General features: G+C 70.7%; 23 protein-coding genes, 1 tRNA gene and 1 pseudogene. 13 read left to right on the forward strand and 12 right to left on the reverse strand.

What is annotated here, in order from left to right:
- Positions 1-79: 79 nt before the first annotated feature.
- From ACFY8O_RS07040 to ACFY8O_RS07050, 3 genes are all read left to right on the forward strand, one after another.
- Positions 80-514, forward strand: a complete 435-nt coding sequence (locus ACFY8O_RS07040; RefSeq protein WP_387899758.1) for a hypothetical protein — start codon at positions 80-82, stop codon at positions 512-514.
- 18 nt (positions 515-532) lie between these two features.
- A complete protein-coding gene (locus tag ACFY8O_RS07045; RefSeq protein ID WP_387899760.1) occupies positions 533-2,884 on the forward strand; it encodes a hypothetical protein in 2,352 nt (783 codons plus the stop codon).
- Between the two features lie 151 nt (positions 2,885-3,035).
- Positions 3,036-3,671, forward strand: a complete 636-nt coding sequence (locus ACFY8O_RS07050; RefSeq protein WP_387899762.1) for a hypothetical protein — start codon at positions 3,036-3,038, stop codon at positions 3,669-3,671.
- 466 nt (positions 3,672-4,137) lie between these two features.
- On the opposite strand, the gene ACFY8O_RS07055 is transcribed toward ACFY8O_RS07050, so the two are convergent.
- Positions 4,138-4,212: transfer RNA gene (locus ACFY8O_RS07055), tRNA-Cys, on the reverse strand.
- A gap of 197 nt (positions 4,213-4,409) precedes the next feature.
- Between ACFY8O_RS07055 and ACFY8O_RS07060 the strand changes: the two genes are divergently transcribed.
- The 5 genes and pseudogenes from ACFY8O_RS07060 to ACFY8O_RS07080 all read left to right on the forward strand — a co-directional run bounded on the left by ACFY8O_RS07060 (position 4,410) and on the right by ACFY8O_RS07080 (position 10,237).
- Positions 4,410-5,873, forward strand: a complete 1,464-nt coding sequence (locus tag ACFY8O_RS07060; RefSeq protein ID WP_387899764.1) for an MFS transporter — start codon at positions 4,410-4,412, stop codon at positions 5,871-5,873.
- 41 nt (positions 5,874-5,914) lie between these two features.
- Positions 5,915-6,206: pseudogene (locus tag ACFY8O_RS07065) on the forward strand (type II toxin-antitoxin system death-on-curing family toxin); the annotation flags it as partial.
- 152 nt (positions 6,207-6,358) lie between these two features.
- Positions 6,359-8,140 carry a DEAD/DEAH box helicase gene (locus tag ACFY8O_RS07070; RefSeq protein WP_145801230.1) on the forward strand — a complete coding sequence of 594 codons (1,782 nt, stop codon included), beginning with the start codon at positions 6,359-6,361 and terminating at the stop codon, positions 8,138-8,140.
- 541 nt (positions 8,141-8,681) lie between these two features.
- Entirely contained in the window at positions 8,682-9,323 is a 642-nt protein-coding gene (locus tag ACFY8O_RS07075) for an IclR family transcriptional regulator (protein WP_145801231.1), read from the forward strand.
- A 125-nt stretch (positions 9,324-9,448) separates the two neighbouring features.
- Positions 9,449-10,237: a S16 family serine protease gene (locus tag ACFY8O_RS07080; RefSeq protein ID WP_387899767.1), complete on the forward strand. Its 789-nt coding sequence runs from the start codon at positions 9,449-9,451 to the stop codon at positions 10,235-10,237.
- Here the strand turns inward: ACFY8O_RS07080 and ACFY8O_RS07085 are convergent.
- The 8 genes from ACFY8O_RS07085 to ACFY8O_RS07120 form a co-directional block, all read right to left on the reverse strand.
- Positions 10,167-11,468 carry an MFS transporter gene (locus tag ACFY8O_RS07085; RefSeq protein ID WP_387901021.1) on the reverse strand — a complete coding sequence of 434 codons (1,302 nt, stop codon included), beginning with the start codon at positions 11,466-11,468 and terminating at the stop codon, positions 10,167-10,169. The two genes, ACFY8O_RS07080 and ACFY8O_RS07085, sit on opposite strands and share 71 nt — an antisense overlap.
- Before the next feature lie 20 nt (positions 11,469-11,488).
- A complete protein-coding gene (locus ACFY8O_RS07090; protein ID WP_387899768.1) occupies positions 11,489-11,665 on the reverse strand; it encodes a hypothetical protein in 177 nt (58 codons plus the stop codon).
- 13 nt (positions 11,666-11,678) lie between these two features.
- Positions 11,679-12,293: an ArsR/SmtB family transcription factor gene (locus ACFY8O_RS07095; RefSeq protein WP_145801234.1), complete on the reverse strand. Its 615-nt coding sequence runs from the start codon at positions 12,291-12,293 to the stop codon at positions 11,679-11,681.
- An 85-nt stretch (positions 12,294-12,378) separates the two neighbouring features.
- Entirely contained in the window at positions 12,379-13,347 is a 969-nt protein-coding gene (locus ACFY8O_RS07100; protein WP_387899769.1) for a glycine betaine ABC transporter substrate-binding protein, read from the reverse strand.
- Positions 13,344-14,198, reverse strand: a complete 855-nt coding sequence (locus tag ACFY8O_RS07105) for an ABC transporter permease (protein WP_387899771.1) — start codon at positions 14,196-14,198, stop codon at positions 13,344-13,346. Before ACFY8O_RS07105 ends, ACFY8O_RS07100 begins: the two co-directional genes overlap by 4 nt.
- Entirely contained in the window at positions 14,195-15,472 is a 1,278-nt protein-coding gene (locus ACFY8O_RS07110) for an ABC transporter ATP-binding protein (protein WP_145801237.1), read from the reverse strand. Before ACFY8O_RS07110 ends, ACFY8O_RS07105 begins: the two co-directional genes overlap by 4 nt.
- Positions 15,465-16,112 (reverse strand): ABC transporter permease, encoded by a 648-nt coding sequence (locus tag ACFY8O_RS07115; RefSeq protein WP_361572073.1) that lies wholly within the window; start codon positions 16,110-16,112, stop codon positions 15,465-15,467. Before ACFY8O_RS07115 ends, ACFY8O_RS07110 begins: the two co-directional genes overlap by 8 nt.
- A gap of 16 nt (positions 16,113-16,128) precedes the next feature.
- Complete coding sequence (locus tag ACFY8O_RS07120) at positions 16,129-16,602, reverse strand: Lrp/AsnC family transcriptional regulator (protein ID WP_145801239.1); 474 nt, start codon at positions 16,600-16,602, stop codon at positions 16,129-16,131.
- 121 nt (positions 16,603-16,723) lie between these two features.
- Between ACFY8O_RS07120 and hppD the strand changes: the two genes are divergently transcribed.
- Positions 16,724-17,869, forward strand: a complete 1,146-nt coding sequence (gene hppD, locus ACFY8O_RS07125) for a 4-hydroxyphenylpyruvate dioxygenase (protein WP_145801241.1) — start codon at positions 16,724-16,726, stop codon at positions 17,867-17,869.
- A 54-nt stretch (positions 17,870-17,923) separates the two neighbouring features.
- Here the strand turns inward: hppD and ACFY8O_RS07130 are convergent, their stop codons facing one another.
- Positions 17,924-19,606, reverse strand: coding sequence for a tetratricopeptide repeat protein (locus ACFY8O_RS07130; protein WP_387899774.1), 1,683 nt, complete (start codon positions 19,604-19,606; stop codon positions 17,924-17,926).
- 97 nt (positions 19,607-19,703) lie between these two features.
- On the opposite strand from ACFY8O_RS07130, the gene ACFY8O_RS07135 reads away from it, so the two are divergent.
- Complete coding sequence (locus ACFY8O_RS07135; protein WP_387899776.1) at positions 19,704-21,071, forward strand: FAD-binding oxidoreductase; 1,368 nt, start codon at positions 19,704-19,706, stop codon at positions 21,069-21,071.
- 16 nt (positions 21,072-21,087) lie between these two features.
- Here the strand turns inward: ACFY8O_RS07135 and ACFY8O_RS07140 are convergent, their stop codons facing one another.
- Positions 21,088-21,564: an SsgA family sporulation/cell division regulator gene (locus ACFY8O_RS07140; RefSeq protein WP_145801244.1), complete on the reverse strand. Its 477-nt coding sequence runs from the start codon at positions 21,562-21,564 to the stop codon at positions 21,088-21,090.
- 249 nt (positions 21,565-21,813) lie between these two features.
- Here ACFY8O_RS07140 and ACFY8O_RS07145 point away from each other — a divergent pair, with 249 nt between their 5' ends.
- From ACFY8O_RS07145 to ACFY8O_RS07155, 3 genes are all read left to right on the forward strand, one after another.
- On the forward strand, positions 21,814-23,313 hold the full coding sequence (locus tag ACFY8O_RS07145) for an RDD family protein (RefSeq protein ID WP_387899778.1): 1,500 nt from the start codon (positions 21,814-21,816) through the stop codon (positions 23,311-23,313).
- A 50-nt stretch (positions 23,314-23,363) separates the two neighbouring features.
- A complete protein-coding gene (locus ACFY8O_RS07150) occupies positions 23,364-24,164 on the forward strand; it encodes a GNAT family N-acetyltransferase (protein WP_145801246.1) in 801 nt (266 codons plus the stop codon).
- A gap of 191 nt (positions 24,165-24,355) precedes the next feature.
- Complete coding sequence (locus ACFY8O_RS07155; protein WP_387899779.1) at positions 24,356-25,030, forward strand: RDD family protein; 675 nt, start codon at positions 24,356-24,358, stop codon at positions 25,028-25,030.
- 27 nt (positions 25,031-25,057) lie between these two features.
- On the opposite strand, the gene ACFY8O_RS07160 is transcribed toward ACFY8O_RS07155, so the two are convergent.
- On the reverse strand, positions 25,058-25,348 hold the full coding sequence (locus tag ACFY8O_RS07160) for a hypothetical protein (protein WP_387899781.1): 291 nt from the start codon (positions 25,346-25,348) through the stop codon (positions 25,058-25,060).
- Between the last annotated feature and the right edge of the window lie 200 nt (positions 25,349-25,548).

The raw sequence follows: 25,548 nt of genomic DNA on the forward strand, positions 1-25,548 counted from the left end.
GAAACCGAACGGCTAGCGTGAGCGTCGCTGAATCCGTAGCGGTGGCTCAGATGCACCGGAAATGACTATGGGGGAATTCGTGACGTTCGACGCTGAATGGGCGGCTCTTCGGGCGGAATCGACGCAGCGGGTCGATATGCGGCTCAACAGCGTCCCTGCCGAGGGTGGCAGTAGCGGCGGGCCTGCAAACGCCGATCTGGCGGTCAACCAGGACAACCTGGGAGCCATCGGGCATGACGCCTATGAGGTGCGTACCCGGTTGTCCAAGGACGGTGACCATGCCCGTCCCACGACCTTCGACGCGGCGATCGCACTCACCAACGGCAACTTCGCGAGCGGCTCCGCACTGCTCAAGGTCCACGACCGTTGGCAGACGCACATGAAGACGCTGCTCGACGCCTGCGCGCAGATTTCCAACCACCTCAATTACACGAAGTCCGCCCATTCCAAGGACGACGTGCAGATCGGTGGCGATCTCATCTCCGTATCCAAGCTCAACGACTATCTGAAGTAAGGCCCGGGGGAAAGCGGAATGCTGAAGTTCGAAGACATAGTCGATGCTCCCGTCGCCAAGCTGAAGACGGCGGCCGACGACTGGTCGGAGATGGTCACCAAGCTCGATCTGCTGGCCGACGACGCCAACGACGGGATGAAGGCCAAGGCGGACAAGGCCGAGTGGGAAGGTGCGAACGCCGGGGTCACCAAGGGGTTCATCGCCAAGACGGCCAAGGAGTTCAAGGACGCCGCGGCCGAGGCGAAGGGCGTCCACGCGATTCTCGAGGAAGCCCACACGGCCATCAAGAAGGCCAAGGACGACCTCGTCAACATCCGGGACCACGAGGGGCCGGCGGCCGGTATGCACATCGACGCCAAGGGCAAGGTCACCGCGCGCCACCCCGTGGAGGACATCCCGCCCTCGCAGCGCAACCACGACCCCGACTACCCGGAGATCGCACGCCAGCAGAAGGCGAACATCGCGGCGTGGCAGAAGAAGATCGACGCCATCGTCGAGACCTGCAACGACACGGACGAGACCTTCAAGCTCACCCTTGAGGCCAACGTCACCGAGGGCAAGGACTTCAGCGCCCCGAAGTACACGAAGATGGACCAGGAGGAGGCCGCCCGGGCCGCCGCTCTGGCCGCCAAGGGCCGCGACATCACGCACACCGAGCTCCAGGCGCTCAACGAACTGCTGCACGACAACAACAAGTCCGTCGAGTTCTCCAAAAACTTCTACGAGAAGCTCGGCCCGGAGAAGTCGCTCGCGTTCTTCGGGCAGCTCTCCACGGACACGTACAACTACGGCAAGGTCGACAAGGAGCGCCTCAAGGACGTCCAGGATCTCCAGAAGAACCTGGGTCTCAATCTGGCCACCGCGTCCCACGACAAGGCGTTCACCGCCGAATGGGGCCCGGAGCTGCGCAAGCTCGGCACCGAGCGCATTCCGCTGGCCAAGCACGACTACGGCGGCCCCTTCGGCTATCAGCTGCTCGGCGGCATCATGCGGTACGGGAACTACGACGCGAAGTTCCTCAACCCGATCGCCGAGCACGTGGCGCAGCTACACCAGAAGGACCCGTACATGTTCGCCGAGAACAAGGTGGTGAACAGCCCGTTCAAGAACCCGTTCAACCCCTCCGGCGTCAACGGCGCGGGATACGACCCGACCACCGCGATGCTGGAGGCGCTCGGCAACAGCCCGGACGCGGCCAAGCACTTCTTCGCCGATCCGCCGACCGCGTACAACGAGGACGGCACGGTCAAAGCCGGCGGGACGGCCGATCTCGGCAAGGACAAGGACGGCGAGCCCGTCCAGAACTATCTCGACTTCTTCGGCAACGAGAAGTGGGAGTCATTCGGGGACGTCAACTCGCTGGACCAGAAGGAGCTGGAGGGCTCGCTCGGTTACATGCCGGATGCGCTCGGACATGCGCTGGAAGCGGCCACGCTCGGCTATCCGGCAGGCCAACCGGACGCAGGCGTGGTGCGCGACGCGGACAACGCGACCGTGATGCGCGACGTCATGGTCAAGTACGGCTCTGACGCCGGGCTCCTCAAGAATCAGGAAGCGCTGTCCGACAGCCTTGGCACCATGGGAGCCGGCTACATCGACGACATCAACTGGGCACTCACCGAGAACGCCCCGGGCAGCGTGTTCGCCCCGAAGAATCCCGAGGGACATCTCGACTTCTCCGACTTCCCGGAGGAGAACGGCCGGGACGCCGCCCGCGGATTCCTCAGTGTCCTGGGCCAGCACCCCGACGCCTACGCCACCATCTCCAAGGCAGAGCAGGTGTACACGACGAGCATGCTGGAAGCCCATGTGGGGGCGGACGGCAAGATCGACAGCGGTGTCGCCAGGTCGACCGTCCACGTCGGCGCCGAGGTGCAGGGCATGCTCGACCAGTCCCGCGCCGATCAGGTGGAGGCGACGAACCTCAAGACGCACGAGGACTATGAGAAGGCGGTCGCGCAACGCTCGGGCTGGATCGAGTTCGGGGCCACAGCGGGTGTCGCGGCAGGTGTCGCCTTTCTCCCCGCCACGGCGGCCGTCGGCGCGGCGGCCGTGCTCATCCCACTCGCGACCGACACCGCGAGCGGCGCTGTGGAGCAGGTCATCGGACAGGTCATCGGTGACATCTCCGACAACTCCGTGGACGAGCACAAGGAGAAGGTGGAGGAGCTCACCCGCGAGGAGAAGACCAAGATCTACTCCTCTGGTGAGGGCATGGCCGAAGCCCCCATGGAGCAGTTCATGCTCCAGCACGGCATCGCCGTCGACAGCGATCTCGGACAGGACCTCAAAGAAGCGATGCGGGTCGGCTACGGGACCGGAAACGACCGTGAGAACCAGCAGGGCAGTGACCCTGAGACCGGCGACTGACGGAGGCGGGGCGGGGAGGACGCGCAAGCCCTCTCAGGCTCCGGCGCCGGCCCGGCCCGGCATACGCAACGGGTTGCGGGACAAAAGCGACCACACAGGAAGGTGTCTGATGTTCGTACGTGGCGGAGGCATGCGCAGAGGTGTGCTGGGGGTGACCGCCGCCGTGGCGCTCCTCGGTGGTGCCGTCGGCTGCAGCGGCGGCGGCGAGAGCGGTGACGATGCGGCGAAGGCCGCTTCCGTCGCTCCGCAGAAGCTCTGCGGAGGTGCCGTGTCCACGGAGGCGGGCAAGGCGCTGGAGGTCATCACTGGGTCGGCGACGTTCGAGGAGTCGGGGAAAACGTCCACGGTGGCTTACGCCGCGGACGAGCTGAGAGACGGCTTCGCGAGCTCCGCCACCGGCGACGGCGACATCTGCCGCATCTACACCCCCGCCGGGACAACGGATGACGAGCTCCGCGTCACCTGGGAACTGTCTGGCAGCTCCCCGACGGACGACCCGGCCTCGAAGTTCACCGTGTTGAACATGGGAGAGCGGGCTCTGACCGCCACGGACGGCTCGTTCCTCCGGTTTGCCTGCCGAGGCGGAAAGCTGACCGGCACCGAGCCGGCCCATATCGACATCAGTGTGTCGCGCGGTGGCATGCCCACGGAACCCGAAGAGAATCCGGATGCGCTGAAGGACGCATACGCGACCGTTGCCCACTCCTTCTCCCTCGCCATGGCGAAAGAGCTGGGCTGCGAGAACAACGCGGGGCTGCCCGCGACTCCCGATCTCACGCCCAAGTAGCTGCTCGGCGGGGCCGGATCGTGGCCCGGTACTCGGTCCCGAGTCGCGGGGTCCGAGCACCGGGTACGGCCCCGTCACTGTTCGGGGAATCGGGGGACGCCTGCGGGCCGACGCTTGGGCTTCGGGTTCCGAGGGCCGGGGGTCGGGCTCCGGGATTCGAGCGGTGTTGTTCGTCCGGGGGTAGGGCTTTTGGGAAGCCTCCCCTCCCTCCCACCCCGTCGCGGCCAGCACGTAGGACGAATCATGATCGAGTTGCAGCGGAGGGTGTCCGACCCGAGATCGCCCACCGTGGAAAGACGATCTCGCGGGCCCGGCGCAGGTGCCCTGTCACGTGAGCGGAGTCGTCCGGTCACGGGCCGGCGTTCAGGCGGAAACGGGCCAAACCCGTCGTGTCCCGCTGGCCGGCACACGACGAGACGGCCGCCCCCGCACCACGGGGGCGGCCGTTCCCTGTCGGGTCCTCCGCTGGAGGCCGTGACCGGATTCGAACCGGTGTAACTCGAGTTGCAGTCGAGCCCCTGAACCACTCGGGCACACGGCCGTGCGTTTGTTGATCTGCTCTCGACCGTACGGGCGTGGTGGGGCCGGGCTCAAGGGTGGCGGGGGCGCTGCAACGCGACTGCCATGCCGCGTTCATGTTCGCGGTGGGGCGGGCCCTTGGTCGTACGACCAAGGGCCGAGACCGATACCGCCCCCCGACAGGGGTCACCTGCCGGTGCGGCCCTTACGCTGAGGTTCATGACCGCCCTGGAACCCCGTGACGCCGAGGTCGCCGCCGCCCTCGTGGAGACCACCGCACCCGCGCCCGTGGAAGGCGTGCTGGGGCGCACATACCGGGCGCTGAGCACCGGCATCGTCTCCGTCGTGCTGCTGATCGCCTTCGAGGCGACCGCCGTCGGTACGGCGATGCCGGTGGCCGCGCGGGAGCTGCACGGCATCCCGCTCTACGCCTTCGCCTTCTCCGCCTACTTCACCACCAGCCTCTTCGCCATGGTGCTCTCCGGGCAGTGGGCCGACCGGCGCGGGCCGCTCGCGCCGCTCGCCACCGGGATCGGGGCGTTCGGGGCCGGGCTGCTGCTCTCCGGCACGGCGGCCGGCATGTGGATCTTCATCCTGGGGCGAGCCGTCCAGGGTGTCGGCGGCGGGCTCGTGATCGTCGCGCTGTACGTGGTCATCGGGCGCGCCTATCCGGAGCGGATCAGGCCGAGCATCATGGCGGCCTTCTCGGCGGCCTGGATCGTGCCGTCCGTCGTCGGGCCGCTCGCGTCGGGGACCGTGACCGAGCACCTCGGATGGCGCTGGGTCTTCGTCGGCATCCCGGTCCTCATCCTTCTGCCGCTCGGCCTCGCGCTGCCCGCGATCCGGCGCATGGCGGGCGGGCCGACCGACGAGGCCGCCGGGGCGCAGCCGTTCGACCGGCGGCGCATCCGGCTCGCCCTGGGCATCTCGCTGGGCGCGGGACTGCTCCAGTACGCCGGGCAGGACCTGCGCTGGCTCTCGCTGCTGCCGGCCCTCGCCGGCGCGGCGCTCCTCGTACCGGCCGTGCTCGGACTGCTGCCCCCGGGGACGGTGCGGGCGGCACGCGGGCTGCCCGCGGTGATCCTGCTGCGAGGGGTTGCGGCGGGGTCGTTCATCGCCGCCGAGTCGTTCGTACCGCTGATGCTCGTGACCCAGCGCGGGCTCTCCCCGACGATGGCCGGGCTGTCGCTCGCCGCCGGCGGCCTCACGTGGGCCCTCGGCTCCTACGTACTGGCCCGGCCGCGGCTGGAGCGCCACCGGGAGTCCCTCATGGTGTCCGGCATGGTGCTGGTGGCCCTGTCCATCGCGGCGGCGCCCGCCGTGCTGCTGGAGGCGGTCCCGGTGTGGACCCTGGCGGCGGTCTGGGGCGTCGGCTGCTTCGGCATGGGCATGGTGATCGCCTCGACGAGCGTGCTGCTGCTGAAGCTGTCGGCGCCGGAGGAGGCGGGCGGCAACTCCGCCGCGCTGCAGATCTCGGACGGCCTGGCGAACGTGCTGCTGCTCACCGGCGGCGGCGCCGCCTTCGCCGCGCTGGGCGGCGGGGCGGTGGGAGCGGCGGCCCACGGGGGCGTCGGCAGTGGTGCCGCGGGGGCGCACCCAGGGGCTTTCGCCGCGGTGTTCCTGCCGATGGCGGCCGTGGCGCTGGTGGGGGTATGGGTGGCGGCCCGTACGCAGCGCCGGTAGTGCCGGGACGGTACCAATCTGGCCCCATGCGGTGGTGCCGGTCCGCGGCGCACCGCCCTTCCGCGGCCATGATTCAGGGAGGAGGCGTACCCGGACGTGATCGACAAGGCCGCTGCGCTCCTCCAGTCCCTCGCGGTCAACCGTCCACTTTTCGACGGCAACGAGCGGACGGCGTGGCTGTCCTGCGTCTCGTTCCTGGCGATGAACGGAGTGGACCAGCGCCCCGACATCGACGCGGCGGAACGCCTGGTCATCGCGGTGGCGACCGGCGAGACGGACGAGGTGGAAGCCATCGCCCAAGGGCTGCGGGAGCTGGTCGTCGCCGAGGTGTGAGAGCTGTCGCATTCTGCTCCGGGCCGGGGCTGTCCAGGGAGGGTTCCGCTCCCCCCGCCGGTAGGGTGGCCCGGTTGTCGTATCGCGTACGGAGCCGGAACCGGTCCGTACGGCCAGCGCCCCACGTACCCGAGTGCCCCGAACCGGAGACCGTGACTACTACCGCCTCCCACCACCTCTCACCCGCCTTTCCCGGCCGTGCCCCCTGGGGGACCGCCGGGAAGCTGCGTGCCTGGCAGCAGGGTGCCATGGAGAAGTACATCCAGGACCAGCCGCGGGACTTCCTCGCGGTCGCCACCCCCGGCGCCGGGAAGACCACCTTCGCGCTGACCCTCGCGTCATGGCTGCTGCACCATCACGTGGTGCAGCAGGTCACCGTGGTCGCGCCCACCGAACACCTGAAGAAGCAGTGGGCGGAGGCGGCGGCCCGCATAGGGATCAAGCTCGACCCCGACTACAGCGCGGGCCCCGTGAGCAAGGAGTACCACGGGGTCGCGATCACGTACGCGGGTGTCGGCGTCCGCCCCATGCTGCACCGCAACCGGTGCGAGCAGCGCAAGACGCTGGTGATCCTCGACGAGATCCACCACGCCGGTGACTCCAAGTCCTGGGGCGAGGCGTGCCAGGAGGCGTTCGACCCGGCGACCCGCCGGCTCGCGCTCACCGGTACGCCGTTCCGCTCCGACACCAACCCGATCCCCTTCGTCGCGTACGAGGAGGGCAACGACGGCATCCGCCGCTCCTCGGCGGACTACACCTACGGTTACGGCAACGCGCTCGCCGACGGCGTCGTCCGCCCCGTGATCTTCCTCAGCTACAGCGGAAACATGCGCTGGCGCACCAAGGCCGGGGACGAGATCGCCGCGCGGCTCGGCGAGCCGATGACGAAGGACGCCATCGGCCAGGCCTGGCGCACCGCGCTCGCGCCCACCGGTGACTGGATCCCGAACGTGCTGGCCGCCGCCGACAAGCGGCTGACCGAGGTGCGCAAGGGCATCCCGGACGCCGGCGGGCTGGTGATCGCGACGGACCAGGAGTCGGCCCGCGCGTACGCCAAGATCCTCAAGTCGGTGACCGGCGAGAAGCCGACCGTGGTCCTCTCCGACGAGAAGGCCGCGTCCAAGAACATCGACAAGTTCAGCCAGGACGAATCGCGCTGGATGGTCGCCGTCCGCATGGTGTCGGAGGGCGTCGACGTGCCGCGCCTCGCGGTCGGCGTGTACGCGACGACCATCTCGACGCCCCTCTTCTTCGCCCAGGCCGTCGGCCGTTTCGTGCGGTCGCGCAGGCGCGGCGAGACCGCTTCGGTCTTCCTGCCGACCATCCCGATGCTGCTCGACTTCGCGAACGAGATGGAGGTCGAGCGCGACCACGTGCTCGACAAGCCGAAGAAGGGCAGCGACGAGGAGAATCCGTTCGCCGAGGAGGACCAGCTCCTCGCGGACGCGGAGAAGCTGGAGGACGAGGAGACCGAGGAGCAGCTGCCCTTCGAGGCGCTGGAGTCCGACGCGGTCTTCGACCGGGTGCTGTACGACGGTGCCGAGTTCGGCATGCAGGCGCACCCCGGGAGCGAGGAGGAGCAGGACTACCTCGGGATTCCGGGGCTCCTCGAACCCGACCAGGTGCAGCTGCTGCTCCAGAAGCGGCAGACCCGGCAGATCGCGCACAGCAGGCAGAAGCCCGCGGCCGAGGCCGACCTGCTGGAGAAGGCGGCGGACCAGCGGCCGGTGGTCACCCACAAGAAGCTGCTGGAACTGCGCAAGCAGCTGAACACGATGGTGTCGGCGTACACCCACCAGAGCGGCAAGCCGCACGGCGTGATCCACAACGAGTTGCGACGGGTGTGCGGTGGTCCGCCGAGCGCGGAGGCGACGGCCGGGCAGATCCAGGACCGGATCAAGAAGGTCCAGGAGTGGGCCACCCGGATGCGGTAGGCACACCGGCACCCGCGCATGACGGGTCCGGTACGGGGATGCGCCCGTACCGGACCCGTTCGCGTTTCCGGCCGTCGTGGGCGCGCCCCGCACCGCCCACCTCTGTCCTCTGCTGCCCGCCCGCGCACGACGGTGTGGGGCAGGGGCGTGCACGGAGGGACGGGCGCCGGTGAGTGACCGGATGCGGGAAATTTTTGTGCCATGTTTTCACGGTCCGTTAACAAGCGTTCACATCTGATGTACAGAGCGTCGCCACGGAGTCACCCGACTTGAACGCGCGTAGATGTTCGCGTTCCGGACGCTTCCTCGCTGACCGGCGGTTATGTCATCGCGTCGTGGAGGGAGACCGGATTCTGGACGAGGTCTTCCGCTGAGCGGACCCGCTCGCTAATGTCCCCGAAACATGAACGCCCCGTGGCAATGTGGCCTCGGAGCGCAGCCGGTGCCATGGCCAGTCGGCGGCCTCTCGGTGCGTCGCCGTGGGACCGGCGTCGGCATCAGGAAGAGAAACCGCCCCGCTCACCAAGAGGGAGAGGGCGTCGTGACCGCGGAGACTTCTCAGACGCTCGACAGGGGCCTGCGGGTCCTCAAGCTGCTCGCCGATACCGATCACGGCCTGACCGTCACCGAGTTGTCGAACAAACTCGGCGTCAACCGCACCGTGGTCTACCGACTGCTCGCCACCCTGGAACAGCACGCCCTCGTCCGGCGTGACCTGGGCGGCCGGGCCCGGGTGGGCCTGGGCGTCCTGCGCCTGGGCCGGCAGGTGCACCCGCTCGTCAGGGAAGCGGCGCTGCCCGCCCTGCGCTCCCTGGCCGAGGACATAGGGGCCACCGCGCACCTCACACTCGTCGACGGGTCGGACGCACTCGCGGTCGCCGTCGTCGAGCCGACCTGGACCGACTACCACGTGGCCTACCGGGCCGGCTTCCGGCACTCCCTGGACCGGGGTGCCGCCGGCCGGGCGATCCTCACCGCCCGCCAGAAGACGGCCGACCACCCCGGCTACACGCTCACCCAGGGTGAGCTCGAAGCCGGTGCCTGCGGAGCCGCGGCCCCGCTGCTCGGAGTGTCCGGGGTGGAGGGGAGCGTGGGCGTGGTCATGCTCGCCGACGCCGTACCGGAACGTGTGGGCCCGCGCGTGCTCGACGCGGCCCGCGAGGTCGCGGACGCCCTGCGCTAGGGGCTGCCCGGGCAGAGGGCCCCGGGCCCACCCGGACAGGAGGCCCCGGCCGCCCGGCAGCAAGACCGCCCTGGCAGCGCCGGGGCAGGTCGGGGAGCGGGGTGCCCGGCGGCTAGATTGGTCGGGTGGCCCTTCGTCTCTCTCGCCCCCGCACCCTCGCCCTCTGTGCCCTGCCGGTCCTGGCACTGTTCGGCACGGCCGTCTTCGCGCCGCTGCCGTTCACCGTGGCGCAGCCCGGCAGCACCGCCGACGTCCTGGGGGACGACAAGGGCAAGCCGGTCATCACGATCAAGGGCGCCCCGACCCGTACCACCGACGGCGAACTGCGCATGACGACGATCGTCGCGACCGCACCCTCGGCGGACGTCGGGATCGCGGACGTGGTCGACAGCTGGTTCCGGACGGACCGGGCGGTCATGCCGCGCGACTCCGTCTATCCGACCGGTGACTCCGAGAAGGAGATCGAGCAGCACAATCTCCAGGACATGAAGGAGTCGCAGAACGTCGCCGTGGACGCGGCCCTCACCTACCTGGACAGGAAGCCCGGTTCGGTGGACATCACCCTCCACCTCGCCGATGTCGGCGGCCCCAGTGCGGGCCTGTTCTTCTCGCTCGGCATCATCGACAAGCTGGACGGCGACGGCTCCGGCGGCGACCTGACCGGCGGACGCACCGTGGCGGGCACGGGCACGATCGAGGCGGACGGCACCGTCGGCGCGGTCGGCGGGGTCTCCCTCAAGACGCAGGCGGCCAGGCGCGACGGCGCGACCGTCTTCCTGGTGCCGAAGGCCGAGTGCAAGCAGGCGAAGGCCGAGCGGCCGCAAGGGCTGCGGCTGATCCCCGTCACGACGCTGAAGAGTGCGGTGTCCTCGCTGCGCGCCCTGGATCAGGGAGGTCCGGTCCCGAGCTGCTGACCTGCGGCTTCGGACCCTCCATGCTGCGCCACGCGGGGAAGACCAGCGGGCTGAGCGTGGCCAGGAAATACACCCCGCCCATCGCCAGCAGCGCCCCGCTCGCCCCCATGCCCTCGACCAGCAGGCCGGCCGCGAGGCCCCCCACCGGCATGGCCAGCTCGCAGCCGGCCGTGAGCGCGCCGGAGACCCTGCTGCGCAGTTCCTCGGGGACGCGTTCGTACGTCACCGTGGTCAGGATCGGGTTGAGCATGCCGCCGGCGACACCGGCCAGCGTCATCGTGACGGCGAGCGGCAGAGTCGTCCCGGTCAGCGCGGCGACCACGAATCTCGGCGCGCCGCACAGCACCACGCACACGGCGAACACGCTCCGCCGCGAGAAGCGGTGTCCCACCGCTCCGTAGAGCAGCGCGCCGGTCAGGCCACCTGCCCCGAACAGCGCGGTGAGCAGGCCCAGATCGGTCGCGCCGCCCAGCTCGCCCTCGGCGTGCACGGGGAGCAGGACGGCGTTCCAGCCCTGGTCGGTGCCGTTCATGAACATCACCATGACGACGACGGCGAGCAGCAGCCTGTTGCCGAGCAGGTAGCTGTAGCCCTCCTTCAGCTCGGCGCGGTACGCCCGCAGCGAGACGGGGGAGGCGGCCTCGCGCGGCTCCGCGGCCCTGACGCCCCGGACGCCCGCGGCGACGAGCAGGGCGGACAGCGCGAAGGTGGCGGCGTCCAGCAGGAGCGCCGTCTCGGCTCCGGCGACCGCGATGAGGACGCCCGCCAGCGCGGCACCGACCATGCGGGCGCCGCGCGACACCGCGTCGAAGAGACTCGCCGCCCGGGTGAGCGTGGTGCCGGCGTGCTCGGCGAGGTCGGGCACCAGGACGTACCGCGCCGTGTTGCCCGGGGTGTGAGCGAACCCGTTCAGGGCCATGAGGGCGCACAGCATCCAGAATTCGAGCGCGCCCAGGTGGTGCAGCAGCGGAACGGCCGCGACGGCGGCGCCGCAGACCGCGTCGGAGGCGACCGCGACACGTCGCCGTCCCAGGCGGTCGATGACGGGCCCGCCCACCAGGGCCGCGACGACGATCGGCAGGGTCGCGCAGAAGGCGACGACTCCGGCCCGCCCGGCGCTCCCCGTGGTCTCCAGGACGAACCACGGGACGCCGATGAGGGTCAGCGAAGTCCCCGCTGTGGATATGGAGTTGGCCGCAAGGACGGCGGCCAGCGGCGTGCGGTGCCGTATCCCGTTCCCCCCGTCCACCGTCAGGCCGCCCGCGCGGCCCTGCGCGGCGGTGCCTGGGCCAGCCGGAGGCCCAGCTCGACCATCGTCCAGCCCATCCGCTGGCGCAGTGGGCGCCGGACCGGACGGAACCCGGCTGCCTCGCGCCGGAGTTCGGCGGCTCGGTAGGTGTGCAGCAGGAGGTGGGTGTCGCTGTGCATGACGGTGATCCCCTCAGTCGGTGGGGCGCGGGAACATGTGCAGGTGGGTACGGACGACAGCCGAGCCCTCGGTGCCCTCAGGGACGCGGTCCCGGTAGCTGTTCACCAGCTCCTGCATCCGCTCCGCCAGTTCCATGGAGAGTTCGGGCGTCAGGCGCAGCTTGAAGTCGCTGAGGTCGAAGGCCCGGCGCCACTCCTCGGGCCATTCGTGCATCGTGCCGAGCCAGGTGTTCAGCTCCTGGGCGTGCGTGGTCGCCACCTCGTGGAGCACGACGCCGACCGCTCCGCGCACCTCGGCGTCCGGGTGGTCAAGGAAGGTGCTGGTGTTGAAGGTGTTGCCCATGTGGACGGCCTTCCACCACCGCTCACGCCCCTTGCCGCGCTCCGGGTCGTCCTCGACGAAGCCGTACGTGGCGAGCTGGCGCAGGTGGTAGCTGGTGGCCCCGCTGGACTCGCCGAGCCGTTCGGCGAGTCCGGAGGCGGTGGCGGGGCCGAACTCCCTGAGGGCGCTCAGCAACCGGATGCGCAGGGGGTGGGCGAGGCCGCGCAGGGTCCGGGTGTCGACGTGGTGTATCCGTGGGTCGTCGGCATACGGGGCCGGCCGGCTTTCGGGCTCGTTCGATGGCATGCCGCGACTCTAAAGTTGCAAAGACTGCTTTGCAACCCTTTTTTTGCAACGCCTTCTTTGTAACTCCCCGAACTCCCCGCCCCGATCAACCCTCCTGGATGAACCCCTCCTCGATCAGCCAGTCCTTCGCCACCTCGTGGGGGTCCTGCCCGTCCACGTCGACTTTGGAGTTCAGCTCCTGCGCGAGCGGGGTGGTCAGCATCTCGGTGACCGGGGCCAGCAGTTCGGCGATCTCCGGGTGCTTCTTCAGCGTCGCCGTGTGGATGGCGGGGGCCGCGTTGTAGTTGGGGAAGAACTGCTTGTCGTCCTCCATGACGTCCAGGTCCATCGCCTTGATGCGGCCGTCGGTGGTGTACACCTCGCCGAGCAGGCAGGAGTCGGACTCGGAGACCTGGGTGTAGATGATCCCGGCGTCCATCTTCTGGATGTTCGACGCGGGCAGGTTCATCCCGTACTTCTTCTGCATGCCCGGCAGCCCGTCGTCACGCGAGGCGAACTCGTTCTCCACGCACACGGTCACCGCCTTCGGGTCCTTCGCCAGGGCGGCAACGTCCGACAGCGTCTTCAGCCGGTACTTCGCGTTGTTCCTCTTGCTGATCGCCAGGGCGTAGGTGTTGTCGAGGGTGGACGGCGGCAGCCAGGTCACCCCGTTGCCCTTGTCCTCGTCGCGGACCACCTCGTACTGCTTCTGCGGGTCGACGACCGGCTCGGCGTGGCCCAGATAGGTGATCCAGGCCGTGCCCGTGTAGTCGTACAGCGCGTCCGCCTCGCCCTTGACGACCGCCTCGCGCGCGCTGATCGACCCCGGCAGATTGGTGCGGTCCAGCACCTCGGCACCGGCCGCCTTGAAGATCAGGCCCATGATCTGCCCGAGAATGATGTTCTCGCTGAAGTTCTTCGAGGTGACCGTCAGTGAGGCGCCCTTGAGCGGCTGCCCCTGCCCGATCGATCCCGGTTCCACCTCGTCCACCAGCGGCGACCCGCTCTTCAGCCCGCACCCCGTGAGCAGGAGGGCGAGCGCGGCCGTCGACGCCAGGCCCGTACGTACCCTCACGCTTCCTCCAGTCCGCGCGGCGTCAGCCACAGTTCGACCAGCGACGCCAGCCAGTCCACCAGCAGTGCCAGCACCACCGTCAGCACGGAGCCGAGCACCAGCACCGGCATGCGCTGCGTCTGGATGCCCGAGGTGATCAGGTCGCCCAGTCCGCCGCCGCCCCCGAAGGTGGCGAGGGTCGCCGTGCCGACGTTGAGCACCAGCGCCGTCCGCACACCCGCGAGGATCAGCGGGACCGCGAGCGGCAGCTCGACCCTGGTGAGCGTGCCCGTCGCCGACATGCCGATGCCCCGGGAGGCCTCCACGAGCGTCGGCTCGATCGAGTTCAGGCCCGCCACCGTGTTGGAGAGCACCGGCAGGACGGCGTAGATCACCATGCCGATGATCGCCGTGGAGGGGCCGATGCCCAGCCAGATCACCAGCAGCGCCAGCAGCCCGATGGCGGGGGTGGCCTGACCGATGTTGGCGAGCGCGGTGACCCCGGGTGCGGCCTTCTTCAGGCCACGCCGGGTCAGCGCGATGCCGAGCGGGATGGCGATGACCAGCACCCAGAAGGTGGAGATGGCGGTGAGCCGGACGTGCTGCCACCAGCGCACCCGCACGGTGTCGCCGGCCAGCGAGTTCTCCGCGACCGAGTCGAGGTCGACGTTGGTGATCCACAGATAGGTCGCGACGAGCACGACCGCGCAGACCGCCGGTACCAGCACGAGCTTCTTCCACGTGATCCGTCGTGCCGGCCCCGGGGGCGAGGCGGAGGGCTCCGCCTCCTCGTCACGGAAGGCGTGGCCTCCCACCTCGTGCTCCCCGGGCGGTCGCGACCCCTTGGGGGGCGCCTGATGACTGGGGGTCATAGCCCGCTGCCACCGCCCTCCAGCTCCTGTCCCGTCCGATGGGCACGCGACTCCTCCAGGTCGTGCTCGTGCTCCATGGCGGCGAGCCGGTCGGCCTCCAGGAGTTCCTGCACGGAGTTCATCAGCGTCTGCATGTCGACGACGCCGATGAACTCGCCGCGACGACCGGTCACGGCGACCCGCCCTCCGCTGTCGGTCAGCACGGCCTCCAGCGCGTCGTGCAGCGTCGCGTCCCGGGTCACCGTGTCGTGCACCAGCTGTCCGGCCCGGGCCAGCGAACCCTTGGCCCGCATCAGATCGCCGCGCCGCAGCCACTTGTAGGGGCGGTTGCGGCGGTCCAGCATCAGCAGCTCGTTGTGCCGGCCGTCCCGGAGCTTGTTGAAGATCGACTGGAGCGGGTCCTCGACGGTGACCGTGGGGAACTCGGCGATCCCCACGTCCCGCACCCGGGTCAGGTTGAGGCGCTTCAGCGCGGCGCCCGCGCCCACGAAGCCGGAGACGAAGTCGTCCGTCGGGTTGGTGAGGATGGCCTCCGGGGTGTCGAACTGGGCGATGTGCGAACGCTCCCGCAGCACCGCGATCCGGTCACCCAGCTTGATGGCCTCGTCGAAGTCGTGGGTGACGAAGACGATCGTCTTGTGCAGCTCGTGCTGGAGCCGGATCAGCTCGTCCTGGAGATGGTCGCGGGTGATCGGGTCCACCGCCCCGAACGGTTCGTCCATCAGCAGTACCGGCGGGTCCGCGGCCAGTGCCCGCGCCACCCCCACGCGCTGCTGCTGGCCGCCGGAGAGCTGACGGGGATAGCGCCCGTGGAACTCGCGGGGATCGAGTCCCACCAGGTCGAGCATCTCCTCGACCCGGTCCTTCACCCCGGACTTCGACCAGCCCGTCATCTTCGGCACGAGCGCGATGTTCTCCGCGACCGTCATGTGCGGGAAGAGGCCGGAGGACTGGATGGCGTAACCGATCTTGCGGCGCAGCTTCACCGGGTCCATGTCGGTGACGTCCTCGTCGTTGATCCTGATCCGCCCGGACGTCGGCTCGATCAGGCGGTTGATCATCTTCAGGGTGGTCGACTTCCCGCAGCCGGAGGGGCCGACGAGGATCACGGTCTCGCCGGCCTTGATGTCCATGGACACCTCGTCCACCGCGGGGGCGGGGCTGCCGGGGTAGGACTTCGTGAGGTTCTCCAGCTGGATGGTCGCACCCGAGGTGGCCGAAGCGGTGGTGCGGTCCTCGGACCACTCCGTCGGCCCGGTGACGGTCTCAGGCACGGATCCCCCTAGGGATGGTGAGCCGCCCGAGCAGGACGTACGCGGCGTCGAAGAGCAGGGCGAGGATGACGATGCCGACCGTGCCGGCGAGGACCTGGTTGATGGCGTTGGCGCTTCCCAGTGAGGCGAGTCCCCGGAAGATCTCGTTGCCGAGCCCGGGACCCGAGGCGTACGCGGCGATGGCGGCGATACCCATCAGCATCTGGGTGGAGACCCGGATGCCGGTGAGGATGGGCGGCCACGCGAGCGGCAGTTCCACCTTCAGCAGCCGCCTCGTGCGGGACATCCCGATGCCCTTCGCCGCGTCGACGAGGGAGGGGTCGACCCCGCGCAGCCCGACGATGCAGTTGCGGACGATGGGCAGCAGCCCGTACAGGGTCAGGATGATCACCGTGGGCGGGACCCCCAGGCCCACCAGCGGGATCAGGAGACCGATCGCCGCGAGCGAGGGGATGGTGAGGATCGCCGAGGTGGACGTGATCGCCAGTGAGCCGCCCCAGCCGCTGCGGTAACTGACGACACCGATCAGGACGCCGAGAACGGTGGCGATGACCATGCACTGGAAGACCGCGCTGGCATGCTGGTACGTGTCGGTGAGCAGTTGGTCGTGGCGGGTGCCCAGATACTCCCAGAAGTTCACATGGTGCTCCGTAGGCTCAGTCGGTGTCCTCTGCAGCCTGCTCGACCAGCGGGATAATACGCAGGGGTACCGGGTTTTCCATGACGATCGCCGTGGAAGCCCGGACGATGCCATCAAATCCCACGACCCGGTCGATCACCCGCTGGAGATCGGCGTTGGAGCGGGCCACGAGCCGGCAGAACATGTCCCCGTGCCCGGTGGTCGTGTGGAGTTCCAGCACCTCGGGGACGCCACTCAAATGGGCACGTACATCGGCGCCTTGGCCCTGCTTGATCTCCAGTGTGGCGAAGGCGGTGACCGGGTAGCCCAGCGCCGCCGGGTCGACGTCCGGTCCGAACCCCCGGATGACGCCATTCGACTGAAGACGGTCCAGCCGCGCCTGCACGGTCCCGCGCGCCACTCCGAGCCGCCGCGAGGCCTCCAGTACACCGATACGGGGCTCGCGGGCCAGCAGCACGATGAGCCGGCCGTCCAGATGATCGATCGCCATGATCCGCCTCCTGCGGTCAGCCTGTACAGATAGCCCGCCCATCCTGGCCGGAGGCTGCACAGATTGACCAGTGAAGCGGCGAACTGTTGCGCACCTTGCGAAGCGGCGGGAACCTGCGGACATGACTGAGACTCTGCACACCACCCCCGACACCGCCCGGCAGGCCGATCCCTTCCCGGTCAAGGGAATGGACGCGGTGGTCTTCGCCGTGGGCAATGCCAAGCAGGCCGCGCACTACTACTCGACCGCCTTCGGCATGAAGCTCGTCGCCTACTCCGGACCGGAGAACGGCAGCCGCGAGACCGCGAGTTACGTCCTGACCAACGGTTCCGCCCGCTTCGTCCTCACCTCCGTCATCAAGGCGTCCACCGAATGGGGCACCTTCCTCGCCGACCACGTGCACGCCCACGGCGACGGCGTGGTCGACCTCGCCATCGAGGTCCCCGACGCCCGCGCGGCGTACGCCTACGCAGTCGAGCACGGGGCGACGGGTCTCGCCGAGCCGTACGAGGTGAAGGACGAGCACGGCACGGTCGTCCTGGCCGCCATCGCCACGTACGGGAAAACCCGGCACACGCTGGTCGAGCGCGGCGGTTACGACGGGCCGTACCTCCCCGGCTACACGGCGGCCGACCCGATGGTCGAACCGCCCGCCAAGCGCACCTTCCAGGCCGTCGACCACTGCGTGGGCAACGTCGAGCTGGGCCGGATGAACGAGTGGGTGGCCTTCTACAACAAGGTCATGGGCTTCACCAACATGAAGGAGTTCGTCGGCGACGACATCGCCACCGAGTACTCCGCCCTGATGTCGAAGGTCGTCGCCGACGGCACGCTCAAGGTGAAGTTCCCCATCAACGAGCCGGCGATCGCCAAGAAGAAGTCGCAGATCGACGAGTACCTGGAGTTCTACGGCGGCGCGGGCGTCCAGCACATCGCGCTCGCCACGAACGACATCGTCGCCTCCGTGCGGGCCATGCGGGCGGCCGGGGTGCAGTTCCTGGACACCCCGGACTCGTACTACGACACCCTGGGGGAGTGGGCGGGCGAGACCCGGGTGCCCGTGGAGACGCTGCGCGAGCTGAAGATCCTGGTCGACCGGGACGAGGACGGCTATCTGCTGCAGATCTTCACCAAGCCGGTCCAGGACCGTCCGACCGTCTTCTTCGAGATGATCGAGCGGCACGGCTCCATGGGCTTCGGCAAGGGCAACTTCAAGGCCCTGTTCGAAGCGATCGAGCGTGAGCAGGAGAAGCGCGGAAACCTCTAGGACAGCACGACAGGGCCCCTTCCCCGCCCGGGGAAGGGGCCCTGTCCGTCGTCGCTACGGCGTCGCGGTCGCGCTGGGCCCCGCCGCCCGCGGAGATGCCGGCGCGGACTCGGCCCGGGGCTCCTGACGGGGCTGCGCGGGCTTCTTCCCGGACCCCTCCCCGGACCCGGACTCCTTCTCGGCGTCCTTCCCGGACCCCGGCCGCGTACCCGGACCCGAACCCGGGTCCTGCTCCGAGTCCGGTTCCGCGGCGGGCTCCGGTGCGGCCGAAGGGCTCATGTCCGCCGGGCCTCCGGCCGCCGGTTCGCCCAGGGCGTCCAGGGCCTCCTGCGCCAGCGGGGCGGCCAGCGGAGAGAAGCCGGGGTTCGTCCGGAGCGCCTCCTCCAGATGGCCACGGGCCGGACCGTCCTGGCCGAGGGCACTTTCGATGACCCCCAGGTGATAGGCGTACGAGGCATCCCGTACCCCCGTCTCCACCGCCTTCTCCGCGTACTGGAGCGCCTCCTCCGACAGGCCCGCCCGGTGCAGGGACCAGGCCAGCGTGTCCGCCACCGCCGAACTGCGGCGCTGCGCGGCCCACTCCGCGCGCATCAGCTCCACCGCGGCCTCCGGGTCGCCGTGGTCGGCCTCGAAGCGGGCCTCGGTGAGGGACTCGTCCACCCCCGCCGTCCGCGCCTCGGCCAGGAGCTCGCGCAGCTCCGCGTACTGGGTGCGGGCGTCGCCGTCCAGGCCCAGTGACTCGTACAGCTCGCCCAGTTCGAGCACGTACTCCGGACGGGGGAGCTTCGCCGTCACCGTCCGGTAGTCCGCCAGCGCCTCGTCCGTGCGGTCCAGGGCCACCAGGGCGCGCGCCCGGCCCGCCCGGGAGGCGAGGTGTCCCGGATCGGTGCGCAGGGCCGCGTCGTACTGCGCGAGGGCCTCCGCGGGCTCCCCGCGCTCCGCGGCGAGCTCACCGAGGCGGTGCAGCGCCGCCGCCTTCTCGGCGGGCGTGGCCGCGCGGTCCGCCGCCTCCTGGGCGGTGGCCAGGGCGTCCTCGCGCCAGCCCTGGTCGCGGTACATCTGCGAGGTTCCGGCCAGGGCGGGGAAACCCGTGCGCAGCGTCCCGAACTTCTCCGTCGCCCTGGCCGCCGCCGCGTAGTCGCCGAGGCCCCGGTACGCCTCGATCAGGACGGGGTACGCCGTCCAGTCCTTCGGCTGCCGCGTCCGCACCGTCTCGCCCCACTTCTTCGCGGCGAGGAAGTCGTTCCGTGCGTTGGCGAGGGCGCCCAGGCCCACCCAGGCCGGCGTGTTGCCCCGCTCCCCGGGCTGCGCCGCCAGCGACCGCTGGAGCGCCTGCTCCGCCCGGGTGTAGTACGCGGCGTCCGCCGACCGGCGCCCCCATTCGACGTACGCCGTACCGAGCACCGCCCAGGACGGCGCGTCCGCGGGATGCGTCTCCACCCACTTCTGCCGGTCCCCGATCAGTGCGGTCAGGTCGGACAGGGAGGCGGGGGAGCCCGCCGCCGCGGCGGCCTCGGCCCGCGCCACGGGCCCCGGCGTGGGGGGCGCGGCCTCCTCCTCGCCCCCGGGTACGGCGATCACCGCGCCCGCGACGAGCACGGCCCCGGCCACCGCGCCGAACGCCGCCCGGCGCAGCGTCGTGCGCATCGGCGCGGGGGGCGGCGGGACGGACGTCGCACCCTGGGGCGGCAGGGTGGAGGGGGAGAGCTCCGGGTTCTGCTGCGGCTTGGCATCCATGGCCATCACTCTGCGTCAGTACGAAGATCGCATCGCACTTCCCGAAGGGTTCCGCAGACGGGTTCACACCATTGGCCCCGGGTGTCACGCTTGGATCATGGACGCACTCCTCGAACGACTGCGCACAGGTCTTCCCGCCGAGGCACTGATCACGGACCCGGACGTCACCGCCTCGTACGCCCACGACATGGCGAGCTTCTGCGAGGCGGGCGCACCCGCCGTCGTGGTGCTGCCGCGCACGGTCGAGGAGGTCCAGCACGTCATGCGGACCGCCACCGAGCTCCGGGTGCCCGTGGTGCCCCAGGGCGCCAGGACCGGCCTCTCGGGCGCGGCGAACGCCTCCGACGGCTGCATCGTGCTCTCCCTCGTGAAGATGGACCGCATCCTGGAGATCAGCCCGGTCGACCGGATCGCGGTCGTCGAGCCGGGCGTCGTCAACGCCACGCTGTCGCGCGCCGTCGAGGAGCACGGGCTGTGCTACCCCCCGGACCCGTCGAGCTGGGAGATGTGCACCATCGGCGGCAACATCGGGACCGCGTCCGGCGGACTCTGCTGCGTGAAGTACGGCGTCACCGCCGAGTACGTCCTGGGTCTGGAGGTCGTCCTGGCCGACGGGCGGCTGCTGAAGACCGGGCGCCGCACCGCGAAGGGCGTCGCGGGATACGACCTCACCCGGCTCTTCGTCGGTTCGGAAGGCAGCCTCGGCATCGTCGTCAAGGCGGTCCTCGCCCTGCGGCCCCGGCCGCCGCAGCAGCTCGTGCTCGCCGCGGAGTTCCCCTCAGCGGCAGCCGCCTGCGACGCCGTGTGCCGGATCATGGAGCGAGGACACACGCCGTCACTCCTCGAACTGATGGACCGTACGACGGTGCGCGCCGTCAACGCGATGGCCTCCATGGGCCTTCCGGAAACCACCGAGGCCCTGCTGCTCTGTGCCTTCGACACCCCCGACCCCGGTGCCGATCTCGCGGCCGTCGGTGAGCTGTGCGCGGCGGCGGGCGCCACCGAGGTGGTGCCCGCCGAGGACGCGGCCGAATCGGAGCTCCTGCTGCAGGCCCGCCGGATGTCCCTCCCCGCACTGGAGGCCGTCCGGTCCGCCACGATGATCGACGACGTCTGCGTGCCGCGGTCCCAGCTGGGCGCCATGCTCGAAGGGACCGCCGCCGTCGCCGAGAAGTTCGGGCTCACCATCGGCGTCTGCGCCCACGCGGGCGACGGCAACACCCACCCCGTCGTCTGCTTCGACCACACGGACGCCGACGAGTCCCGCAGGGCCCGCGAGTCCTTCGACGAGATCATGGCGCTCGGCCTCGCACTGGGCGGCACCATCACCGGCGAGCACGGCGTCGGCGTACTGAAGAAGGAATGGCTGGCCCGCGAACTGGGGGAGGTGGGAGTCGAGTTGCAGCGCGGCATCAAGGCCGCCTTCGACCCGCTCGGCCTCCTCAACCCCGGCAAACTCTTCTGACGGGCGGCCCCACCGCTCAGGCGTCGCCGTCCTGCGGTTCGTCCTGGGACCAGGGATCACTCAGCCACAGGTCGTCGGCCGGCATCGGGGCGAGCAGCTCGGCCAGCGCCCCGTCCAGCCCGAGCAGCCCGCTCTCCGTCCCCGGCGGCACCACCCGCAGCGTGCGCTCCACCCAGGCGGCCGCGACCGCCGACGGCAGCTCCAGGAGGGCGTTGCCGTCGGGCGAGGTGAGCGCGACGCAGATGACCCCCAGGTCACCGACCCTGGTCGGCCAGATCCGCACGTCCCCGTGCCCGCACGGCCGGAACACCCCCTCCACGAGCAGCTCACGCGCGAACGTCCAGTGGACGGGCGAGTCGGAACCGATGTGGAAGGTGACGTGCACGGCGAACGGGTCGTCGGTGAAGTACGACAGCCGGGCGGGCACGGGGATGGAGCGCTCCGGCGACAGGACCAGCTTCACTTCCAGCTCGCGTTCCACGGCGTTCTGCATGAGGGTGCACGACCTTCCGATGCTCGTAGGGGCCGGTCCCGTGACCGGTCCGCACAAGGAGAGAGCTCCCTCCCGGACGTCTATGACGCGACTTCCAAGAAAAACTTCCGGAGACCTGGAAAGTGGTCCAAACGCCAGGACAGGCCCGGTGGCACTCGGCTGTCTGATAGATGTGGACCCTTGTATTGAGGTCGGCCACCCCCGACGGCCGGCCGGCCTGAGGCCTCGAAGAGATACGGGACCACGGTGATGAGCGCCCCAACCCCGGCACCCGGTGACGAAAGCCCCCGCGAGGGGTACTACCCCGACCCCTCCATTCCCGGATACGTCCGGTACTGGAACGGGGCGTCCTGGGTCCCCGGCACGAGCCGGCCCGCCCCCCAGCAGGACGGGACGACGCCGGCCGCCGCCCCGGCCGCGGACCCGGCCCCGCGGCGGCCCGCCCCGGCGGAGGAGACCGGACCGATGTACCTCGACGAGGTCGACGGTGCGCAGCTGACCGGCGGGAGCCCCGCCGCCGAGCCGGACGTGGCCCCCAGCAGGCCCAGGCCGGCGTCCGCCTGGCAGGCCGACACCTCCCGGCAGACCGGCTTCGGCGGCGAACGCGACCACCGGGTCTCGTGGGGCGGCCAGGATCCGCGTACGCCCGAACCCGCACCGGCCGCCCCCGCACAGGCGGTTCCGGCCCAGGCCGCTCCGGTGGACGGCGCCCCGGCCCCCGCCGCCGACCCCCGCACCGCGCAGGACCCGGACCCGACGCGCGGCGCCCTGCCGGGCATGCGGGACGGCGACGGCGACGCGTCCGACGGCACCGTCGCCATCCGCCGCAACCGCCCGGGCAGCGGCGACGCGGGCCGTCGCCCGCCGACGGACGGCACGGTCACCATCCGCGCGGCGGGCCCCGCCGCGTCCACCCCGCGTCCCGCGCCTGCCGACGGCACGATGGCGATCCGCGCCATGCCGCCCGCCGCCCAGCGGCCTCCCGCGCCCGCCCCGGCCCCCGCGTCGCCTGCGCCTGCGCCGAGCCCGGCGCCGCAGTCGCCGGGGCTGCCCACCCCCCTCACCCCCGGTCCCGGTGGCGGGTCCGCCTCCTGGGCACAGCAGGTCCACCAGCTCGCCCAGCCCGAGCGGACCGCCCCGCCGCAGCAGCCCCGGCAGCAGGCCCCCGTGCCCGCGCCGCAGCAGGGCGCCCGCCCGGAGCAGCCGGTCGTCCCGTGGAAGCCACCCGTCGAGGACCCCTTCCAGCAACTGGCCCGCGCCCAGGCCTCCGCGAGGCCCGCCGGTCTCGGCAAGCGGCTGGCCGCCCGGATCGTCGACACGGTCGTGCTCGGCGCGCTCGTCGGTGCGATTGCCTTCCCGCTGGTCACCCGCGCCACGGACCACATCGACCGGAAGATCGACGTGGCGAAGCAGTCCGGAGAGACGGTCACCGTCTGGCTCCTGGACGCCACCACCGCCGGACTCCTCGGCGGGGTGATCGCCGCGTTCCTGGTACTCGGCTTCCTGCTGGAAGCCCTGCCCACCGCCAAGTGGGGCCGCACGCTGGGCAAGAAGCTGTGCGGTCTGGAGGTGCGCGACATCGAGTCGCACGACTCGCCGAGCCTGGGCGCCGCGCTGCGCCGCTGGCTCGTGTACGGGGTGCTCGGCCTCGTCGTGATCGGTGTCGTCAACGTGCTCTGGTGCCTGATCGACCGTCCGTGGCGCCAGTGCTGGCACGACAAGGCGGCCCGTACCTTCGTCGCCGGCTGACCCCGCCCGTACGGGCACGTCCCCTCCGTCCCCCTCCCTCAGGAGTTCTGGTGCAGGATCTCGCGGATTCGATCGAGTCGATGGAGCAACTCGTGGTGGGCTGGCGGGCGATGGTGCTCGACCGGGACCCCGCGGCGGACGTGCGTGACCTTCCGGGCATCGCCGTGCGATGGGCCGACTCGCGCTTCGCCTTCTGGAACTGCGTCACCCTGACCGACGTCGGCGCGGACCCGGCTCTCGTACGGCAGCGCCTGGGGCACGTCGCGGAGATCATGCGCGCCAAGGAGCGGCCGGGATTCCTGTGGGTCTTCGAGGACCTCCTGACCGCCGAGGCGCGCTCGGCACTCGGCGAGGCGGCCGGGCAGGCGGGCCTCGTGCACGCCTTCCCCGGCATCGGCATGGCCGGGGACCTGCTGCCGCTCGCGGCACCGGCCCACCCCGACCTGACGTTCGTCCGGGTGAGCACCGACGAACACCTGCGGGCGTACGCCGACCTCAACTCCCAGGCGTACGGATTCCCGCTGGAGGACGGCCGCGACGGCCTCGTCGGCTCCGCGCTGTGGAAGGACGGGGTGCACGCCTACCTCGGCCTGCGGGACGGAGTCCCGGTGACGTGCGCGGCGACGGTGGAGGCGGCCGGCCGCCTGTTCGTCGTGCTCGTGGCCACGGACCCGGCGTGGGAACGCAGGGGCTACGGCGAAGCGGTGACCCGCAAGGCGCTGTACGAGGGTGGCCGGGCCACCGGCCTGACCCGTGCGACCCTGCACGCGACCGCCGCGGGCGCGCCCGTGTACCCGCGCATCGGCTTCGAACCGAACTCCCCGATGGCCTTCTACGCGCTGAAGGACTGAGGCCGCCGCCTCCCCGGGCGCCCCTTCCGTCGGGCGGTGGCACCCTTGTCGGTCGGCGGCCCGTTCGTGAGGGCGGCGGCCCCTCGCCGGCGGCGGCCCGTAAGCGGCCCGTACGCCCGTGTGCTGACACCCCGTCCCCCGAAGGGACCTCAGCCGTTGCGGCCGTTTGCGGGGCGGGGTGCACTGCCCCCATGAGCAACGAACCGCCGCCCCCGCCGCCCGGACAGCCGCCCGAGGACGACCCCTTCTCCAAGAGGCCGCCGCAGGGGCCCCCGTCGGGTGGCTCGCCCTACGGCGGCGGGACGCCTCCGCCCCCGCCCCCGCCTCCGCCGCCCGGCCAGGGACCGTACGGCGGCGGCCCGTACGGCGGTGCCGATCCGCTGGCGGGCATGCCTCCGCTCGCGGAGCCGGGCAGGCGCATCCTGGCGCGGCTGATCGACTTCCTCATCATCTCGATCCCGCTGTACCTGATCTCACTGCCTTTCGGCGGGGCGGTCGACGTCACGTCGGACGACGGCAACGACGACTTCGGCACGGCGGTCGGCAACACCTACAGCGGGCATCAGCTGGTCTGGTCGCTGATCGGCCTGGTGGTCTACGTCGCCTACGACACGTACTTCACGCACAAGGACGGCCGGACCCCCGGCAAGCGGCTGCTGAAGATGCGCGTCGCGATGCTCAACGACGGTTCGGTCCCCGACACGAGCTCCTCGCTGATGCGGGCCGTCGTGCTGTGGCTCCCGGCGCTGCTGTGCTGCCCGTGCCTGTGGTGGCTCATCAACATCGTGATGATGTTCACCGACAAGCCCTACCGGCAGGGGCTCCAGGACAAGGCCGGGAAGACCGTGGTCGTCAGCGTCCCCTGAGCAGGGGCCGGCCGGGTCTCCGGCCGGTCAGCGGTGCAGCGAGTGCTCGCTCATGCGCTGCCGCTGGGCCGCGGCGATCTCGATGTCCTCGATCGTGCGGTGCGCGCGGACCGAGGAGGGCACGGGTGTCACTCGTGGGGCCGTCCGGGCGCGCGAGGGCAGGGCCATGGCGACCAGCAGCCCGAGCACCATGGCCGCGGTGCCCACCGCGGCGATGCCGATGCCCGATTCCGTGCGGAACAACAGCAGCATGGCGAGGGCCGAGAGGACCACGGTCGCCGAACCGAAGGAGAACTGTGCGGCAGTCGGACGCGGCATGGCGGTATCCGTCCTCGGGGCGTCGGATGGGGGAGTCTCTCGACTCGTTCGCACTGTCAATCGACTCTACGACGGTGGATGCCCGTGAGGAACGGCCAGTAAGCGTGACCTAACCCACGGTACCGGTGCACAGGGGGCGCACTGAGTCACGGGGAAGCCGATGTCAGCCGTCGGCGCGCCGGTCGGCGGCCGTGCCCGCA

The organism is Streptomyces argenteolus, assembly GCF_042902585.1.
In the GTDB taxonomy this organism is placed as follows: domain Bacteria; phylum Actinomycetota; class Actinomycetes; order Streptomycetales; family Streptomycetaceae; genus Streptomyces; species Streptomyces argenteolus.

Excerpts from the sequence above, each read along its gene's own strand:
- ACFY8O_RS07045 (WP_387899760.1), top strand. The coding sequence starts at position 533 with ATGCTGAAGTTCGAAGACATAGTCGATGCTCCCGTCGCCAAGCTGAAG.
- ACFY8O_RS07060 (WP_387899764.1), top strand. The coding sequence starts at position 4,410 with ATGACCGCCCTGGAACCCCGTGACGCCGAGGTCGCCGCCGCCCTCGTG.
- ACFY8O_RS07090 (WP_387899768.1), bottom strand. The coding sequence starts at position 11,665 with ATGCACAGCGACACCCACCTCCTGCTGCACACCTACCGAGCCGCCGAA.
- ACFY8O_RS07095 (WP_145801234.1), bottom strand. The coding sequence starts at position 12,293 with ATGCCATCGAACGAGCCCGAAAGCCGGCCGGCCCCGTATGCCGACGAC.
- ACFY8O_RS07105 (WP_387899771.1), bottom strand. The coding sequence starts at position 14,198 with ATGACCCCCAGTCATCAGGCGCCCCCCAAGGGGTCGCGACCGCCCGGG.
- ACFY8O_RS07120 (WP_145801239.1), bottom strand. The coding sequence starts at position 16,602 with ATGGCGATCGATCATCTGGACGGCCGGCTCATCGTGCTGCTGGCCCGC.
- hppD (WP_145801241.1), top strand. The coding sequence starts at position 16,724 with ATGACTGAGACTCTGCACACCACCCCCGACACCGCCCGGCAGGCCGAT.
- ACFY8O_RS07130 (WP_387899774.1), bottom strand. The coding sequence starts at position 19,606 with ATGGATGCCAAGCCGCAGCAGAACCCGGAGCTCTCCCCCTCCACCCTG.
- ACFY8O_RS07135 (WP_387899776.1), top strand. The coding sequence starts at position 19,704 with ATGGACGCACTCCTCGAACGACTGCGCACAGGTCTTCCCGCCGAGGCA.
- ACFY8O_RS07140 (WP_145801244.1), bottom strand. The coding sequence starts at position 21,564 with ATGCAGAACGCCGTGGAACGCGAGCTGGAAGTGAAGCTGGTCCTGTCG.
- ACFY8O_RS07145 (WP_387899778.1), top strand. The coding sequence starts at position 21,814 with ATGAGCGCCCCAACCCCGGCACCCGGTGACGAAAGCCCCCGCGAGGGG.
- ACFY8O_RS07155 (WP_387899779.1), top strand. The coding sequence starts at position 24,356 with ATGAGCAACGAACCGCCGCCCCCGCCGCCCGGACAGCCGCCCGAGGAC.
- ACFY8O_RS07160 (WP_387899781.1), bottom strand. The coding sequence starts at position 25,348 with ATGCCGCGTCCGACTGCCGCACAGTTCTCCTTCGGTTCGGCGACCGTG.